At 68.4% G+C, this 15,167-nt stretch carries 15 protein-coding genes and 1 pseudogene; 12 read left to right on the top strand and 4 right to left on the bottom strand.

Annotation, left to right across the window (positions count from 1 at the left end):
• The first annotated feature begins 77 nt into the window (after nt 1-77).
• The 6 genes from ABIB25_RS06860 (at nt 78) to ABIB25_RS06835 (ending at nt 7,193) form a co-directional block, all read left to right on the top strand.
• Nucleotides 78-902 carry a DeoR/GlpR family DNA-binding transcription regulator gene (locus ABIB25_RS06860; protein WP_354527683.1) on the top strand — a complete coding sequence of 275 codons (825 nt, stop codon included), beginning with the start codon at nt 78-80 and terminating at the stop codon, nt 900-902.
• Nucleotides 899-1,879, top strand: coding sequence for a 1-phosphofructokinase family hexose kinase (locus tag ABIB25_RS06855; protein ID WP_354527682.1), 981 nt, complete (start codon nt 899-901; stop codon nt 1,877-1,879). Before ABIB25_RS06860 ends, ABIB25_RS06855 begins: the two co-directional genes overlap by 4 nt.
• A gap of 65 nt (nt 1,880-1,944) precedes the next feature.
• Entirely contained in the window at nt 1,945-3,021 is a 1,077-nt protein-coding gene (locus ABIB25_RS06850) for an NAD(P)-dependent oxidoreductase (protein WP_354527681.1), read from the top strand.
• Nucleotides 3,018-4,508, top strand: a complete 1,491-nt coding sequence (locus ABIB25_RS06845; RefSeq protein ID WP_354527971.1) for an FGGY-family carbohydrate kinase — start codon at nt 3,018-3,020, stop codon at nt 4,506-4,508. The genes ABIB25_RS06850 and ABIB25_RS06845 overlap by 4 nt, the downstream gene beginning before the upstream one ends.
• A gap of 242 nt (nt 4,509-4,750) precedes the next feature.
• Nucleotides 4,751-5,584 carry a class II fructose-bisphosphate aldolase gene (locus tag ABIB25_RS06840; RefSeq protein ID WP_354527680.1) on the top strand — a complete coding sequence of 278 codons (834 nt, stop codon included), beginning with the start codon at nt 4,751-4,753 and terminating at the stop codon, nt 5,582-5,584.
• 142 nt (nt 5,585-5,726) lie between these two features.
• On the top strand, nt 5,727-7,193 hold the full coding sequence (locus ABIB25_RS06835; protein ID WP_354527679.1) for an NAD-dependent succinate-semialdehyde dehydrogenase: 1,467 nt from the start codon (nt 5,727-5,729) through the stop codon (nt 7,191-7,193).
• Nucleotides 7,194-7,272: 79 nt separating this feature from the next.
• Here the strand turns inward: ABIB25_RS06835 and ABIB25_RS06830 are convergent, their stop codons facing one another.
• Nucleotides 7,273-7,740, bottom strand: a complete 468-nt coding sequence (locus ABIB25_RS06830) for a MarR family winged helix-turn-helix transcriptional regulator (RefSeq protein ID WP_354527678.1) — start codon at nt 7,738-7,740, stop codon at nt 7,273-7,275.
• Between the two features lie 128 nt (nt 7,741-7,868).
• Here ABIB25_RS06830 and ABIB25_RS06825 point away from each other — a divergent pair, with 128 nt between their 5' ends.
• Both ABIB25_RS06825 and ABIB25_RS06820 read left to right on the top strand, forming a co-directional pair.
• On the top strand, nt 7,869-8,195 hold the full coding sequence (locus ABIB25_RS06825) for a hypothetical protein (protein WP_354527677.1): 327 nt from the start codon (nt 7,869-7,871) through the stop codon (nt 8,193-8,195).
• Nucleotides 8,192-9,370 carry an ABC transporter substrate-binding protein gene (locus ABIB25_RS06820; RefSeq protein ID WP_354527676.1) on the top strand — a complete coding sequence of 393 codons (1,179 nt, stop codon included), beginning with the start codon at nt 8,192-8,194 and terminating at the stop codon, nt 9,368-9,370. The genes ABIB25_RS06825 and ABIB25_RS06820 overlap by 4 nt, the downstream gene beginning before the upstream one ends.
• Nucleotides 9,371-9,471: 101 nt before the next feature.
• Here the strand turns inward: ABIB25_RS06820 and ABIB25_RS06815 are convergent, their stop codons facing one another.
• Nucleotides 9,472-10,968: a carboxyl transferase domain-containing protein gene (locus ABIB25_RS06815; RefSeq protein WP_354527675.1), complete on the bottom strand. Its 1,497-nt coding sequence runs from the start codon at nt 10,966-10,968 to the stop codon at nt 9,472-9,474.
• Between the two features lie 129 nt (nt 10,969-11,097).
• Between ABIB25_RS06815 and ABIB25_RS06810 the strand changes: the two genes are divergently transcribed.
• Nucleotides 11,098-11,589 carry a glutathione peroxidase gene (locus tag ABIB25_RS06810; protein ID WP_354527674.1) on the top strand — a complete coding sequence of 164 codons (492 nt, stop codon included), beginning with the start codon at nt 11,098-11,100 and terminating at the stop codon, nt 11,587-11,589.
• Nucleotides 11,590-11,596: 7 nt separating this feature from the next.
• Here ABIB25_RS06810 and ABIB25_RS06805 read toward each other — a convergent pair whose 3' ends face one another.
• Nucleotides 11,597-12,934 carry a DUF4032 domain-containing protein gene (locus ABIB25_RS06805; protein WP_354527970.1) on the bottom strand — a complete coding sequence of 446 codons (1,338 nt, stop codon included), beginning with the start codon at nt 12,932-12,934 and terminating at the stop codon, nt 11,597-11,599.
• 212 nt (nt 12,935-13,146) lie between these two features.
• On the opposite strand from ABIB25_RS06805, the gene ABIB25_RS06800 reads away from it, so the two are divergent.
• The 3 genes and pseudogenes from ABIB25_RS06800 to ABIB25_RS06790 all read left to right on the top strand — a co-directional run.
• Nucleotides 13,147-13,317 (top strand): hypothetical protein, encoded by a 171-nt coding sequence (locus ABIB25_RS06800; RefSeq protein ID WP_354527673.1) that lies wholly within the window; start codon nt 13,147-13,149, stop codon nt 13,315-13,317.
• Nucleotides 13,314-13,835 carry an LGFP repeat-containing protein gene (locus tag ABIB25_RS06795; RefSeq protein WP_354527672.1) on the top strand — a complete coding sequence of 174 codons (522 nt, stop codon included), beginning with the start codon at nt 13,314-13,316 and terminating at the stop codon, nt 13,833-13,835. Before ABIB25_RS06800 ends, ABIB25_RS06795 begins: the two co-directional genes overlap by 4 nt.
• Nucleotides 13,836-13,844: 9 nt before the next feature.
• Nucleotides 13,845-13,901 (top strand): annotated as a pseudogene (locus tag ABIB25_RS06790) (hypothetical protein); the annotation flags it as partial.
• A 195-nt stretch (nt 13,902-14,096) separates the two neighbouring features.
• On the opposite strand, the gene ABIB25_RS06785 reads toward ABIB25_RS06790, so the two are convergent.
• On the bottom strand, nt 14,097-15,137 hold the full coding sequence (locus ABIB25_RS06785) for an alpha-hydroxy acid oxidase (RefSeq protein WP_354527671.1): 1,041 nt from the start codon (nt 15,135-15,137) through the stop codon (nt 14,097-14,099).
• Nucleotides 15,138-15,167: the final 30 nt, after the last annotated feature.

Raw genomic sequence — 15,167 nt, 5'->3', positions numbered from 1 at the left:
TTGCCGTCCGGTTGCCTACCGTCGCGACGTGGTCCAGTCTAAACCGGAGAAGAACGGGCACAAGCCCACTCAAACGGGTGGCGTCCCAGCGTCCCAGCGGTCGAAGGACACACGCCATCACGGAGCGCGGCGACAGCGGCATGTACGCGGTCGAGCGCCGTCAGCAGATCCTCGCCGAGGCCCGGCGCGACGGCCGGGTGTCGGTCAACGACCTCTCCGAGTCTCTCCAGGTCGCTCCTGAGACCGTGCGACGCGATCTCGCGGATCTGGAGAAACAGGGCCTGGTGAGCCGCGTCCACGGCGGTGCGCTCCCCACCGACCGGATCGGATTCGAAGGCACGGTCACCAGCCGCACCGAGCGCAATCAGCCGGAGAAGGTGCTGATCGCGGCGCGCGCCCGCCACGAGATCCGTGATGCCGAAGTCATCTTCCTCGACGAGGGCTCCACCGCGATCATGGTCGCCAGGGCACTGGACCCGGAGCGGCCGCTCACCGTCGTGACCGGCTCCATTCCCGTCATCACCGCATTGAGCGCCAATCCCAGGATCTCGGTGATCCTGCTGGGCGGCCCGATGCGGTCCGGGTCGTTGGCCGCTGCGGGAGCGTGGCCCGCCCGGATGCTGTCGGAACTGGTGGTGGACATCGCTTTTCTCGGGACGAACGGGGTCACCGTGGACCGGGGCCTGACGTGCCCGGATCTGGCGGTGGCCGCGGTGAAGCGTGCCGCGGTCGCCACGGCGCGCCGCCGGATACTGCTGGCGGATGCGACCAAGTTCGGACGCGATTCGTTCGCGGTCTTCGCCAAGGTGACCGAGATGGATCTGATCATCACCGAGTCCGCAGCACCCAGGACAACGGTGGAATCCATTCGCAGGCAGGGAGTTCAGGTGGTTCTCACATGATCGTCACCGTGACGCCGGCCCCCGGGCTGGACCGGACGTACACCGCGGCCGAGTTCGTGATCGGGCGGGTCAACCGGGCCGCCACCAGCGTGGTCGAGGCCAGTGGCAAGGGTGTCAACGTCTCCCGGGCCCTCGCGGCCGCCGGAGCGCCGAGTGTGGCGGTGCTGCCGCTCGGCGGTCCCGAAGGTCGGCACCTCGCCGAGCTTCTCGCCCAGGAAGCGGTGCCGTTCCTGGCCGTCCAGACCGACATCGCCACCCGGACGAACACCACGCTCGCGGTGGCCGGAGTGCCGACCACCAAGATGAATGCGCCGTCGCCGGAGCTCCCCGGGCAGGTCTGGATCGACCTTTTGGCGATCGTCGAGGACCTGCTCGGGCAGCACCCCGGCGCCTGGATGCTCTGTTCCGGCTCCGTCCCCGTCGGCGCCGACCATCTGCCTGCCGACCTCATCGAGTTGGCCCGACGGTTCGGCGCGCGCAGCGCGGTCGACTCCTCCGGTGGCGCCCTGGAGGCAGCGCTGGCGGCCAAGCCGGACCTCATCGCCCCCAACCATCTCGAGCTCGCCGATCTGGTGGGGCAGAACGCCAACGCGCTCGACCCGGACGGCCGCGACGCGGGTGGTTCGTCCCTGGTCGATCTGGCCGCCGGGTGGGCAAGAACCGTGTCCGCCCGGATCGACGGAGCGGTCCTGGCGACGCTCGGTGCCAGCGGCGCCGTCTACGCCGACAGCAGTGGGAGCTGGCATGCGATCGCCCCGCCGATCGTCCCGGTCAACACGGTCGGGGCGGGCGACGCCCTGCTCGCCGGATTCCTCTCGGTCGCCGGTTCGACCGAGCCAGGACATCCGGCCGCGCTGGGAGGGGCCCTCGCGACAGCAGTGGCCTGGGGCACCTCGGCGTGCGCGATACCCGGTACCGCAGGCGATGTCGCGGCCGGCGCCGACGTCGGCGCTGTCGTCGTCCGGCGGCTGCAATGACGCCAACCTGATCCGGATCCTGTTTTCCCCCACTCCCTGTCGTCCGTTCAATCCTGAGGAACAACATGCCCGACAACACATCTCCGCTCGACCTGCTCGTGGTGGGGGACGGGTTCATCCCCGTCGACGCCTACCGGGACGCGATCGCCCACCTGCCGTCGGAATCGGCGGCGAGGTTGGCGCTGCGCGGGGTCGCCATGGCCGGTGACAAGTCCGAACACCATGCGGCGCAGGCGATCATGGAGGTCAAGGGCCCCAACCTGGTTGCTCCGTCATCCGAGTTGCTGGCCGCTGTCCCCGGTGCCGCGGTGCTGGGGCTGCACTTCGCGCCCGTTGGCGCCGATGTCATCGAAGCCGGTCAGGACCTGAAGCTGATCTCCGTGGCGCGCGCCGGTCTGGAGAACATCGACATCACCGCGGCGACCGCGCGGGGCATCGGAGTGGTGCCGGCCATGGGTCGCAACGCCGGCGCCGTCGCCGAACTGCAGATCGGTCTGATGCTGTCGGAGACCCGCAACATCTCCCGCGCCGATCAGTCGATCAAGTCCGGCGGCTGGCGCAAGGATTTCCCGGGCAGCCGGGTCGAGATCGCCCACTCCACCGTCGGTATGGTCGGGTTCGGGCACGTTGGCAAGATCTTCTCCCACCGGGTGTCCGGATTCGGCCCGAAGCTGATCGCGTACGACCCGTACGCCTCGGCCGAACTGCTCGCCGAGTCCGGAGTGAGCAAGGTCGACAACCTGATCGACGTCTTCGAGCAGTCCGATTTCATCCTGGTCCTGGCCCGGCTCTCGCCCGAGACCTCCCGCTTCATCGGCAAGGAGCAGTTCGCCGCGATGAAGTCGAGTGCGTACTTCGTCAACGGGGCCCGCTCACGGCTCGTCGACTACGACGCCCTCTACGACGTGCTCGCTGCCGGCAGCATCTCCGGTGCGGCCTTGGACGTCTTCGACGACGAACCACTGCCCGCGGACTCCCGGTGGCGCTCGCTGGACAACGTCACCATGACGACGCATTTCGGTGGGGACACGGCCGGTACGAACATCACCTCGGCGCGGATGGTGGTCGGGGCCGCCGCCGAGTTCGCTGCCACCGGTCGGGCGCTCGAGGCGGTCAACGCGAAGGAACTGGGTTGGGCGTGAAGCACGGCTACCTGGTCGGCGTCGATGCCGGCCACACCGTCATCAAGGCAGCGGTTTTTGACGAGCACGGCACCGAGATCGGTCGCGGGGCCAGGCCGACCGCCACCTTCAGTCTCCATCCCCGTTGGCAGGAAAGGGATATGGAGGTCGTCTGGACGTCCGCGGCCGGTGCGATCGCTGATGCGCTGATCGACGCGGACATCGACGGGTCCCAGGTCGTGAGCATCGGGATCGGCGCCCACGGCGACGGTCTCTACCTGGTGGATGCGCAGTTCCGTCCGGTGCGGGCAGCGATCCTGGCCACCGACACCCGGGCCGCGTCCTACTGCGACCGGTGGAACACCGGGGAGGTCGCCGACCGCCTGATGGCCATCACCGGTCAGGTGCCGGCGCCCTACACGCCGCCGGCCACGCTGTCCTGGCTTCGTGATCACGAACCCGAGGTCTTCGGCCGGGCCGCGCACATGCTTTTCTGCAAGGACTGGCTGCGGCTGCGGTTGACCGGCGAGATCGCCACGGACCCGACGGAGGCGGCCGCCGGACTGTGCGACGTCCGCGCCCGGGAGTGGTCGCCGGAGGCGGCCGAGATTTGCGGCCTCGCCGACGCTTCGCACCTGTTGCCACCGATCCGTGCGAGCGGCGATGTGGCCGGGTACGTCACCAAGGCCGCGGCCGAGGTGACCGGACTGCGGGCCGGTACCCCCGTCATCACCGGTAGCCATGACGTCCACGTGGCGGCGCTGGGGATCGGGGCGCTGACGCCGGCCAGCGTGAGCGCCATCATGGGCACGTTCAACATCAACCAGCTGGTCGGCCACGAGGCGCTGCCGTCGTGGCAGTGGCAGGCGCGGGGCTCGTTGACCGCCGACCGCTTCCTGCTCATGTCGACGTCTCCCGCCGGGGCGACCGCGGTCGACTGGGTCCGGCAGGTGACGGCCCACACGGCCGACACGGTCGGCGGTGCCGTCTCGGCGGCGCTGGCCGACCGGGACGGGGCGACCGTGGCCGACGACGACCCCCTCTTCCTGCCGTTCGTCTACGGCACCATGCTGACCCCGGCGATCCGCGGTGCGTTCACCGGTCTGGGAAGCTGGCACGGCCCGGACGACATGCTCAGGGCCGGACTGGAGGGTGTGGTGTTCACGCATCGGTATCACCTCGAGGCGCTGACGGCGGCCGGGCCGATCGACACCCGCCCGGTGCGACTGGCCGGCGGCGGCACCCGTAGTGCCGAGTGGACCCAGCTGTTCGCCGACGCCACCGGCCTGTCGATCGAGGTGACGGACGCGGTGGAATCGGGAGCGCGAGGAGCCGCCATGCTGGCCGGCGTCGGCGCCGGTGTGTTCTCCGACGTCGACCAGGCTGCTCTCGCTTGCGTGACCGTCGTGCGTGCCCAGCATCCGCGGCCCGAGCGCAAAGCGCTGCTGGACAACCGGTATCACCGCTGGACCGGCATCGCCACCGCCCTCCAATCGGCCTCCGCCTGATGCCCCGCCCGCCGCGCCCCTTTGCGCATGCAGAACTGCCCGCCGCGCCCCTCTGTGCATGCAGAACTGCCCGCCGCGCCCCTCTGCGCATACAGAACTGCGCGGCGCATACGGTTCGGCCAGAATTCGGCCTTCGGGGGCCACATTTGGGCCTTCCTGTATGCGCCGAACCCGGAGGCCGGCCGCCGATGCCGGAGCGCACTTCTTCACGCAACTACCGCACCTCGACCCAGGGAGAACCCGTGAGCTTGTCCGACCCACGACCGTTGCTGGCCGATGCCCGAGCCGGACGGTACGCGATCGGCGCGTTCAACGTGATCCAGATCGAACATGCCGAAGCGATCGTGGCTGGGGCGCAGGCAGCGGCACTCCCGGTGGTGCTGCAGGTCTCGGAGAACACAGCGGCATTCCACCGCGGCCTGGCAGCGATCGGGGCTGCGTGCATCGCGATCGCCACGGCCGCAACGGTTCCGGTGGTCGTCCACCTCGACCATGCCGAGAGCGAGGATCTGGTGCACGAGGCCGTCGCGCTCGGGTTCACCTCGGTCATGTTCGACGGCGCGAAATTGGCCTATCAGGACAATCTGGCCCGCACTGCTGCGGTTGTGGAGCACTGCCACGCTGCCGGGGTGGCAGTCGAGGCCGAACTCGGTGAGGTAGGCGGCAAGGACGGCGCCCACGCCCCGGGCGTCCGCACCGACCCGACCGAGGCCGCTGCCTTCGTCGCAGCGACCGGCGTCGACAGCCTCGCGGTCGCGGTCGGTACCTCGCACGCGATGGCCGATCGGTCGGCACAGGTCGACCTGGATCTGGTGCGCTCGTTGTTCGACGCGGTAGCCGTTCCGCTGGTCCTGCACGGGTCATCGGGCGTCGACGATCCCGGTCTGGTGACCGCGGTCAGGGCTGGGATGACGAAGGTCAACATCGCCACCCGCCTGAACCAGGTGATGACAGCGGTCGTCCGGCAGGTCCTGGAGGCGTACCCGAAGGTGACCGATCCGCGGAAATACCTCGGCCCCGGCCGGGATGCCGTTGCCGCTGAGGTCGCGCTGCTGCTGCGTCTTCTGCGCGGGTAGCTGCGCCACTTCCGCTCTGCGGAAGCCCGGGGGCGTAGGCACGGCCACTTCGATCGCAGGTGGCTCCACCTGGCGGCGGCGCTGGTGGCAGGATCGATCCGGGCCGGCAGTGCGGCCGATCCTGTTCGAGGAAGAGGGAACCATGGCCGGCATCACCGCAGCGCGTATCTCCGAGGTCCTGTCCGGGGTCAGGACCGGACTGTTCATCGGCGGCGAGTGGGTGGCCGGAGCGGGGACGCTGGCCGTGGAGGACCCGTCCACCGGCGAGGTGCTGGCCGAGGTGGCCGATGCTTCGCCCGCTCAAGGCTTGCTGGCCCTCGACGCCGCTGTTGCCGCGCAGAAAGATTGGGCTGCAACTGATCCCCGCGTGCGCGGTGAGATTCTGCGCAAGGCCTTCGAGCTACTCACGCAGCGTGCGGAGGATTTCGCTCTGCTGATGACGCTCGAGATGGGCAAGCCCCTGCCCGAGGCGCGCGGCGAGGTGACCTATGGTGCCGAGTTCTTCCGGTGGTTCTCCGAGGAGGCGGTCCGGATTGCCGGGCGCTACGCCACCGCCCCGTCCGGAGGCACCAGGCTCCTGACGATGAAGCAGCCGGTCGGTCCGGTGTTCGCGATCACGCCGTGGAACTTCCCGCTCGCCATGGGCACCCGCAAGATCGGCCCAGCGCTCGCAGCCGGTTGCACCATCGTCGTCAAGCCAGCGGAGCTCACTCCGCTCACAACCCTCGCCCTGGTCGATCTGCTCACCGAGGCCGGTCTACCGGCCGGCGTCGTCAACGTGGTGACCACCTCGAAGGCTGCCGCCCTGTCCGAGCCGATCATCCGCGACCCGCGGTTGCGCAAGATCACCTTCACCGGTTCGACGCCGGTCGGACGCACGCTGATCGAGCAGTCGGCCCAGCAGGTGCTCAAGGTCAGCATGGAACTCGGCGGCAACGCGCCGTTCGTCGTCTTCGAGGACGCGAACCTGGACCGTGCCGTCGACGGCGCGATACTGGCGAAGATGCGCAACATCGGCGAGGCCTGCACGGCGGCCAACCGCTTCATCGTGCACGAGTCGGTCGCGCAGGAATTCGGTGCCCGGTTGGCGCAGAGAATGGGTGACATGGTCGTCGGGCGTGGGATCGAGGACGATGTCCAGGTCGGGCCGTTGATCAATGCTGCTGCGGTGCAGAAGGTCTCGAGTCTGGTGGCAGATGCCGTCGACCACGGGGCAAAGGTGCTGACCGGTGGCAGGACCGTCGGGGACCGCGGGTACTTCTACGCACCAACCGTCCTGACCGAAGTACCGAGGACGGCGGGGATGTTCAGCCAGGAGATCTTCGGCCCGGTCGCACCGATCACCACCTTCGCCACCGACGCCGAGGGGATCGAACTGGCCAACGACACCGAATTCGGTTTGGTGGCCTACGCTTTCACCGAGAGCCTGACGCGCGCGCTGACGGTCGCCGAACGGCTGGAAACCGGCATGGTCGGCATCAACCAGGGCATCGTCTCCAACCCGGCTGCGCCCTTCGGCGGCGTCAAGGCGTCGGGCATCGGCCGCGAGGGCGGACTCGAAGGCATCGAGGAATACCTGGAGACCAAGTACGTGGGGATCGCCCTGTAGCCCCTGAACACCGCCCCAGCGTCCTGCAAAGTGCTCGCTATAGCGAGCACTTTGCAGGACGCAAGCGGCCGCTGCGCTGTCAAAGGCAGATGGTCGGGTCGATGTTGTCGGCAATGCGCGTCATGATCGCGTGGAGGCTGCTCCGCTCCCGCGGGGAGAGTATGCCGAATACGTGCGAGCGCACGGTCTCGACCAGGCCCGGCACCGCCAGTGAGAAGACCCGCAGTCCCTCCGGCGTGATCACGGTGTTCAAGCCGCGCCGGTCGGTCGGATGCGGTTCCCTGGTGACCAGGCCACGGGCGACCAGCTGATTGACCTGGTAGTTGAGGCGCGTCTTCGGTGAGATCAGTAGGGCAGCGAGGGCTCCCATTCGCAGGCGGTGTTCGGGGGTGGCCGCGAGCCGCGACAGGATCTCGAATTCAGGATGGCTCAGGCCTGCCGACTCCCTGAGTTGCTGCTCGATCACGCGCTCCAGGAGCTGGCTCCCGCGCTGATAGGTGATCCACACCTGACCCTCAGTTCCGGAGATCCACTCGGCCTCGTCCATGTGGCCGAGCTTACACACTTGTACAGTACTGAACCATCGGTGTAGCTTGTTGTTCAGTACTGAACGACTACCCGTCCAGGTGCGGACATCAGGTCCCACCACCGAGAGAGAACGAAAGCTGGAAACCGATGAGCACTGCAGCTGTCGCCGGTACCGCCGTCGAGGCGATCCCGACCGGGAAGTATCGCCTCGACGCGGAATCCTCCGCCGTCGAGTTCGCCACCTTGCGCAAGGACGGCGCCGGTTGGGTCGCCGTCGGTACCCTGACCGTGGCCGGTGTGGCTGCGCCGTTGGAGCTCACCGTCACCAAGATTCGTTTGGCCGGAGGCACTCTCACCGTGACCGCCACCGGATCCGTCGATCGTTACGCTCACGGCGTCGTCAAGAGCAGGGGCATGGCCGGACGTCGTCTGGGCCTCACCGTCTCCGCCACGTTCGACAAGGTCGCGGCATGACCACGCAACGGCAGTTCGGGCGACGTTCGGTGATCCTCGGTGGTGCCGGAGCGCTCGCCGCTGCGGCAACGGCGATACCCGGAAACGCCTTTGCTTCCGAGACCGCCCGGAGGGTCGAGACCGCAGCGACACCAACGGGTATCGCTGCGCCGACGTCGGCGGCGACCGAACAGGCAGAGCTCGCGTCGCTCTACCAGGCCGCGCTGGCCGAAGGCGGCAAGCTCACCGTGTATGCGGGAGGCGACACCCCGACGCAGCAGGACCAGGCGAAGTTCGGCTTCCTCGCGCAGTTCCCCGAGATGAAGCTGAACATGGTCGTCGACCTCAGCAAGGTGCACGATGCCCGGATCGACGCACAGCTCTCCAGCGGCAAGGTCGTCGCCGACGTCGTCGAACTCCAGACCCTGGACGACTTCCCGCGCTGGAAGCGTGAGGGCGTCCTCCTGAAGTACCGGCCGCTGGCCTACGACAAGGTACGTCCGCAGTTCAAGGACCGCGACGGCTACTACACCGGCGTGGTGGTGCTGGCCTTCGCGAACGTCACGTCTACTGCGTTGGGCAGGGCGGCCCCGGTCGAGGCATCGGACTTCCTGAAGCCGGAGTTCAAGAACAAGCTCCTCTTCACCTACCCGAATGACGACGATGCTGTGCTGTTCTTCTTCCACCAACTGGTCGAGAAGTACGGCTGGGGTTACATTTCGAAGCTGATGGCGCAGAATCCGACCTTCGTTCGAGGGACCGCAGCGTCGGCGGCCGCAGTCTACGGCGGCGTCTCCGAGGCGACGTTCGCGACGTTCTCCGGGTTGCAGGCCGCTCCGACCGATCCGGCCAGGTTCACCCTGCCGGTGCACAGCCCCTTCGTCTCGTGGGCGCAGACGGCGGCAATCCTGAAGAAGTCGCCGCACCCGGCTGCCGCCAAGCTGTACATCAGCTGGCTGCTCTCCACTCCGGTGCAAGGCGGTGGCGCCACCTGGAGCCCGCGGGCCGACATCCCGGTTCCGCCAGGATACCGGTCGATCTTCGCCTACCCCAACACAAACCCGACCGCGCTGGGCCGGTTCCTCTGCGACCGCGGCGCTCTCGATCGCTTCAAGGCCCGGATCCAGCTCTACGTCGGTGATGTCACCGGCCCGAGCCCGACGGGAGTCCTCGGCTTCTATCCGGGCACCTTCTAGAACCGGCCCGCGCGCAACGTCGCCGACCGGCAACGGTGCCCGCCCGCAACGTCCTGCAGAGTGATCGCTATAGCGAGCACTCTGCAGGACGCAAGGGGCGGTCAGGCATACCGGCCGGCGCGGCGGAGGGCACGGAGCTCGACGGGTAGTTGTTGCACCCCAGCGAGTTCCGCCGCCAGGGTCGCACCCATCCGTCGGCTGAAGGCCGCGGGCTCGGCGCCGGCGTGCTCGAACTCCGGCACGATCCGATCGACGGTACCGCGCAGCAACAGGTCGGCCGCCCTGACATGTTGCTGCGCCGCCATTTCCGCGGCAAAACTCACGTCGCCACCATGCATGATCGCGCTGGCGCCCTCCGGCGGCAGGGGCGAGAGCCAGGCGTGCCGGGCGGCGATCACCCGGTCGGCCGGCAGCAGCGCCAACGCAGCGCCACCTGATCCCTGTCCGAGCAGCACGCAGACGGTCGGAGCCCCCAGCACCACCAGATCCTCGAGGCAGCGGGCGATCTCACCCGCCAGTCCACCCTCCTCCGCCTCCTTCGACAGCGCGGCGCCGGGCGTGTCGATGACAGTCACCAACGGCAGGTTGAGCTCGGCGGCCAACCGCATCCCGCGGCGGGCAACGCGGAGTGCGGCCGGACCCAACAGGGTGTCCCCGGACTGCTTCGTCCGGTCCTGACCGAGCAGGACGCACGAGACCTCCGAGAATCTGGCCAGTACCAGCCGGAGGCCAGACTGCTGCTCGCCCTGTCCGGTGCCCGACAGAGCGACCACATCCGTCGCGGCGAAGCGGAGGAGCTCACGCACTCCGGGCCGGTCCGGCCGGCGGGTGAACTCGATCGACTCCCATGCCGAGCAGTCTGCCTGTGGGGCAGGCGCTTCGATTCCGACGACGATCGTCGGGCTGCCGGGCATCAGCACGTTGAGCGCCCGCGAGGCGATCTCACCGAGCCGCTCTGGCGCCAGGACCGCATCGACGATGCCGTGGGTCAACAGGTTCTCGCTGGTCTGCACCCCACTGGGAAACGGTGATCCGTACAGAGCCTGGTACACCTTCGGCCCGAGAAAGCCGATCAGCGCGCCGGGTTCGCCCACGGACACGTGCCCGAGCGATCCCCAGGACGCGAACACCCCGCCGGTGGTCGGGTGACGGAGGTACACCAGATACGGGAGGCCGGCAGCCTTGTGGACGGCGATGGCCTCGGTGATGCGCACCATCCGGACGAACGCCGGGGTGCCTTCCTGCATGCGGGTCCCACCGGAGGCCGTCGCGGCCAGCAGTGGCAAGCCCTCGTTGGTGGCGCGCCGGATCGCAGCCTCCAGGCGGTCGGCTGCGGCCACCCCGATCGAACCGCCCAGAAACCCGAACTCCCCGGCGAGCAGGGCGACCCGTCGTCCCATGATGGTGCCGGCTCCGGTGAGGACCGACTCGTCGGTGCCGGCCTTCGCCGCTGCCGCCCGCAGTTCCTCCAGGTAGCGAGGGTCGAGGCCGCCAGGTCTGACGACCGGAACATCCCAGCTGGCGAACGACCCGGCGTCCAGCACGATGTCGATCAAGTCGGCTGCGCCCAACCGCCGAACCGTGGAGGGTGTGCTCATCGGGCTCACGCTATGCGACGGCGCGGGAATCGGTTCCGGTCGCCCACTGTTCATCCTGTTGTGATCCCATCGTGTGGGCACCGTGAGCGTTGCACGGACACCGAATCGCTGAACAAGGAGCTTGACCCGATGAGCGAATTGCTGGACCTTCCCCTCACCACCCTCGACGGTGGGTCGACCACCTTCGGCGCCCTGACCGGTGGCCGAGCCGCGCTCGTGGTGAACGTCGCGAGCCGGTGCGGGCTGACCCCGCAGTACACCAAGCTCGAGGCCCTGCACGAGGAGTTCTCCGCCCGTGGTTTCACCGTGATCGGATTCCCCAGCAACCAGTTCAACGGGCAGGAGCCCGGTACCGCGGCGGAGATCGCCGAGTTCTGCTCGGCCACCTACGGTGTCACCTTCCCGATGTCGGACAAGGTCGACGTCAACGGGGACGGCCGAGATCCGATCTACGTCGAACTGACGCAGAAGGCGGACACGTCGGGCGCCGCCGGCGACGTGCAGTGGAACTTCGAGAAATTTTTGGTCGCAGCGGACGGGTCCGTCGTCGGGCGCTACCGTCCCGCGACCGAGCCGGACGCTGCCGAGATCCGTGTGGACATCGAAAGCCTGCTCGGCTGACCGGCTCTCAGCCGCCGTACTTCATGGCGGCTGCCTCCCAGGCGGCATCGGCCTCAGGATCGTCGTCGTTGGGAACGACCTCGCCGTCGGCGTCGAATTCTTCGTCGTCCGGGTTCATCAGGCCGTTGCCCATCAGGTCCGGGTCCAGCAGCGCCTGCTCGTCCGGCCGGAAGCGCAGCACGTTGTCGATGTAGGACCTCACGGCGACCTCGATCGACACCTCGTGGCCGGCCGCCTCGGACAGGAACCACCGGTGCTCGAGCACTTCGTGGAAAATCTCGGCCGGCTCCAACTTGGCGGCGAGGTCCGCCGGGATCGCTTCCATGACGGGTTCGAAGACGTCGCTGACCCAGTGCCGGGCCACGGTGTCCTCGTCGACCTCGCTCTCGGGCATCACCGCCTGCGACCGGTAGGTGTCGAGGTCGTTCAGCACCCGCCGGGCCTGGTTCTCCTGCATGTCGAGCCCGGTCAGGTTGAACATCCGTCGCCGGTGGTGCCCGGCTTCGACGACCTGCGTCTGCACGAGAACGTGTGGGTCGCCATCCTTCTCGTTGATCTGGATCTGTGCGACGTCGTAGCCCAGCTTGTTCAACCGACGGAGGCGCTGCTCGATCCGCCACCACTCGTCGTCACCCATCGTCTGCGGCTGCGTCAGTTCGGCCCAGAGCTGCTCGTACTTCTCGATCACCGAGACGGCGGTGGCGAGGGGATCGACCTGGTCGGACAGCAACCCGGACATCTGCAGATCGAGCAGTTCACCGGCCAGGTTGGTCTCGGCGATGTCCAGATCCTGCTGCCGCTGACCGTCGGACAGGCTGGGCCGCATCTCACCCGTCTCGGCGTCCACGAGGTATGCGGCGAGAGCGCCGGCGTCGCGACGGAACAACGTGTTGGAGAGCGAGCAATCCTTCCAGGCGAATCCGACCAGGTGCAGGCGGACGAGCAGTTCGGCCAGCGCGTCCAGCAGTTTGGGTTCGAGATCGACGTCGAGGCGCCGCGAGAACAGTGCCCGGTAGGGCAGCGAGAACCGCAGGTGTTTGGTGACCAGAGCCGCGTCGAGCGGTTCGCCGTCCGGCGTGGTGCGGTTGGCGACGACACCGACGGCCTGCACCACCGGGATCCCGGCCTTGGCAAGATCGCGCAGCAGTTCGTACTCGTGCTCGGCCAGCCCCTGGCTGATCTCCTTGATGGCGTAGACGATCCCGCCCATCCGGACGAACCGTACGACGTGCCGGGAGATGCCGCGGGGGAGGCTGACCAGTTTCTCCTTCGGCCAGTCCTCCAGTGGGGTCGACCACGGCAGGGTCAACAGGTCGGTCGGGTCTGGCCCGGTCGCGAATTGCATACGCACGGGGCAAGCGTGGCACAGCGAACGAACGGCTGCTGCCAGGCGGGCGGGATTGCCGGCCCTGGTGCGGGGTCAGCACTGAGATGGGTCCCCGGGAACCCGGTGCCGGCACGGAGACAGCGGGGCCGGACGACGTCGAGGATCAGGTGGACCAGGGCGGTCCTTCAGGTCGCCGCCGGACCGCACACCAGGAGAGCAGAGGGAGAACGATGGCCGAGAAGAGCGCGTTGGACTCGATCGAGGATGCCGAGGGCATCATCAGCGGTGCGATCGGAGCCGTGGAGAAGGTGATCACCACGTTGAACGGGAGCAGGTCTGCGGTGTGTTCAGTGCGCGGGATGCGGCCTGGAGCATCGGCACCGGAACCGAAGGCACCGTGACCTCCAGCTACCAGCGGGCCGGCTACGACACGGTGTCGTTGACCTTCGGTTGGAAGGTTCCGTTCGCTGGATCCAATGGCACCTGGGACTCGCGAACCGCGGCGCAGCCGCGTCTGGCGGTGATCGAGCAGACGGGCAACGGCAATGAGAAGGCCGAGATGACATACTCCATCATCGATCTCGGTGTGGATCTCGATGGGGCCATCCGCGGGCGGTGGGAGCAGCTCGGTGGCGCGGCGAGGGTGCTCGGTTGGCCGACGACCAGCGAGGCCGACATCCCCCGGGTGCCGGCGGGCCGCTTCAACAACTTCGAGCACGGTGCGCTCCACTTCGTCGACGGTGTCGTCCACGAGATGCACGGCGAGATCCTCCGGTCGTTCGTCAATTCCGGCCTGGCGACCAACTGGGCACTGGTGACCGACGAAACGCCGTTGCCCGACGGACAGGGGCGCTGCAACCACTTCCAGGACTGGAGCAGCACCAGCCCGGTTCCCGGCACCGATGCGTCGATCTACTGACACCCGGCCACCGGAGCGCACCCGATCTCCGGCAGCATCCGCAAGGACTATCTCGATCAGGGCGCTGAGGCGGGTGCCTCCGGCTATCCGTTGCCCATCCCGTCCGGAGCCCCCTGTGGATCACCCAGCAGCTCCAGGGTGGATCACTCAGCAGTTCCAGGGTGGATCACCCAGCAGTTCCAGGGTGGATCACCCAGCAGTTCCAGGGTGATGAGCTGACCGCTCCGGCGTCGGTGGTGGTCGTCGAACCCTGGGCCCCGATCAACGTGTGAGGAAGGTGGCCGGCCGCACCATGGTGCGGTTGATCGCCGACAGCGAACCTGCGCCGGTCGCGGCCATGGCTTGTCGCAGTTCGACGGTGAGACCGGCAAGCACGTCCCGGACACCGTCCGTGCCGGTCGTTGCGAGCCCCCAGAGCACCGGACGGCCGACACCGACCGCGCTCGCGCCAAGCGCCAGTGCCCGCAGAAGATCCACACCGGAACGGATCCCGCCGTCCACGACGACGGGAACGCGGCCACCGACGGCGTCGACGACGTCGCCGAGGGCCTCTGCAGTCGGCACCACCCCGGCTACCTGCCGTCGACCGTGGTTGGACACGATGACGCCGGCCGCACCGGCCTCCACCGCCGCGACGGCGTCCTCCGGGTGCAGCACGCCCTTCACCCACACCGGCAGTCCGGTGCTCTCGATCAGGCCGGATACGTGGTCCGGCCGGAGATTGGCATCGATGCCGGCCGACATCTGCGCCCAGGTGAGGCCGGGAAAATTGCCCGGCAGGGCCGGCAGCCCGACCCGCGTGTTCTGCCGGAACGGCGCCTCGGCCAGGCCCCCCGACAGGTCGACCGTGAGCACCAGTGCACGGGCGCCGGCCGCTACGGCTCGCGCGATGTAGTCGTCGCTCACCAGGCGGTCCCGCATCAGATAGACCTGTGCCCACCATGGCCCGTCGGCGGCGGCGCCGAACTCGGTCACCTCCACTCTGGCCGAACTGGAATAGATCATCAGGGCACCGGCGGCCGCCGCGCCGTTCAGGGTGGCGACCTCGCCGTCGGGATGGGCGAGTCCGTGGGCGGCGGTCGGCGCGACCAGTACCGGCGTCGAGAACGTCGCCCCAGCAATGGTCAACGTGGTGTCCACCTCGGTCAGGCCCTGCATCACCCTCGGCACGATGCCGATGCGCTGCCACGCCTCGTGGTCCGTCTGGGACTCGGGACGACCGTCGGCGACGCCCTCGTAGTAGTCCCAGGAGAGGGGGTCCAGGGCGCTCCGCGCTGCCGTCCTGATGGGGTCGAAATCCATGGGTGGATACTGACGGCTGGCCGGGACCGC

Source organism: Nakamurella sp. UYEF19, from assembly GCF_040546275.1.
Taxonomy (GTDB): domain Bacteria; phylum Actinomycetota; class Actinomycetes; order Mycobacteriales; family Nakamurellaceae; genus Nakamurella.
The sequence above is the reverse complement of the archived record's forward strand: the minus strand, read 5'-3'. Positions and strand labels throughout refer to the sequence as shown.

Excerpts from the sequence above, each read along its gene's own strand:
- ABIB25_RS06855 (WP_354527682.1), top strand. The coding sequence starts at position 899 with ATGATCGTCACCGTGACGCCGGCCCCCGGGCTGGACCGGACGTACACC.
- ABIB25_RS06850 (WP_354527681.1), top strand. The coding sequence starts at position 1,945 with ATGCCCGACAACACATCTCCGCTCGACCTGCTCGTGGTGGGGGACGGG.
- ABIB25_RS06835 (WP_354527679.1), top strand. The coding sequence starts at position 5,727 with ATGGCCGGCATCACCGCAGCGCGTATCTCCGAGGTCCTGTCCGGGGTC.
- ABIB25_RS06830 (WP_354527678.1), bottom strand. The coding sequence starts at position 7,740 with ATGGACGAGGCCGAGTGGATCTCCGGAACTGAGGGTCAGGTGTGGATC.
- ABIB25_RS06825 (WP_354527677.1), top strand. The coding sequence starts at position 7,869 with ATGAGCACTGCAGCTGTCGCCGGTACCGCCGTCGAGGCGATCCCGACC.
- ABIB25_RS06820 (WP_354527676.1), top strand. The coding sequence starts at position 8,192 with ATGACCACGCAACGGCAGTTCGGGCGACGTTCGGTGATCCTCGGTGGT.
- ABIB25_RS06815 (WP_354527675.1), bottom strand. The coding sequence starts at position 10,968 with ATGAGCACACCCTCCACGGTTCGGCGGTTGGGCGCAGCCGACTTGATC.
- ABIB25_RS06810 (WP_354527674.1), top strand. The coding sequence starts at position 11,098 with ATGAGCGAATTGCTGGACCTTCCCCTCACCACCCTCGACGGTGGGTCG.
- ABIB25_RS06805 (WP_354527970.1), bottom strand. The coding sequence starts at position 12,934 with ATGCAATTCGCGACCGGGCCAGACCCGACCGACCTGTTGACCCTGCCG.
- ABIB25_RS06800 (WP_354527673.1), top strand. The coding sequence starts at position 13,147 with ATGGCCGAGAAGAGCGCGTTGGACTCGATCGAGGATGCCGAGGGCATC.
- ABIB25_RS06785 (WP_354527671.1), bottom strand. The coding sequence starts at position 15,137 with ATGGATTTCGACCCCATCAGGACGGCAGCGCGGAGCGCCCTGGACCCC.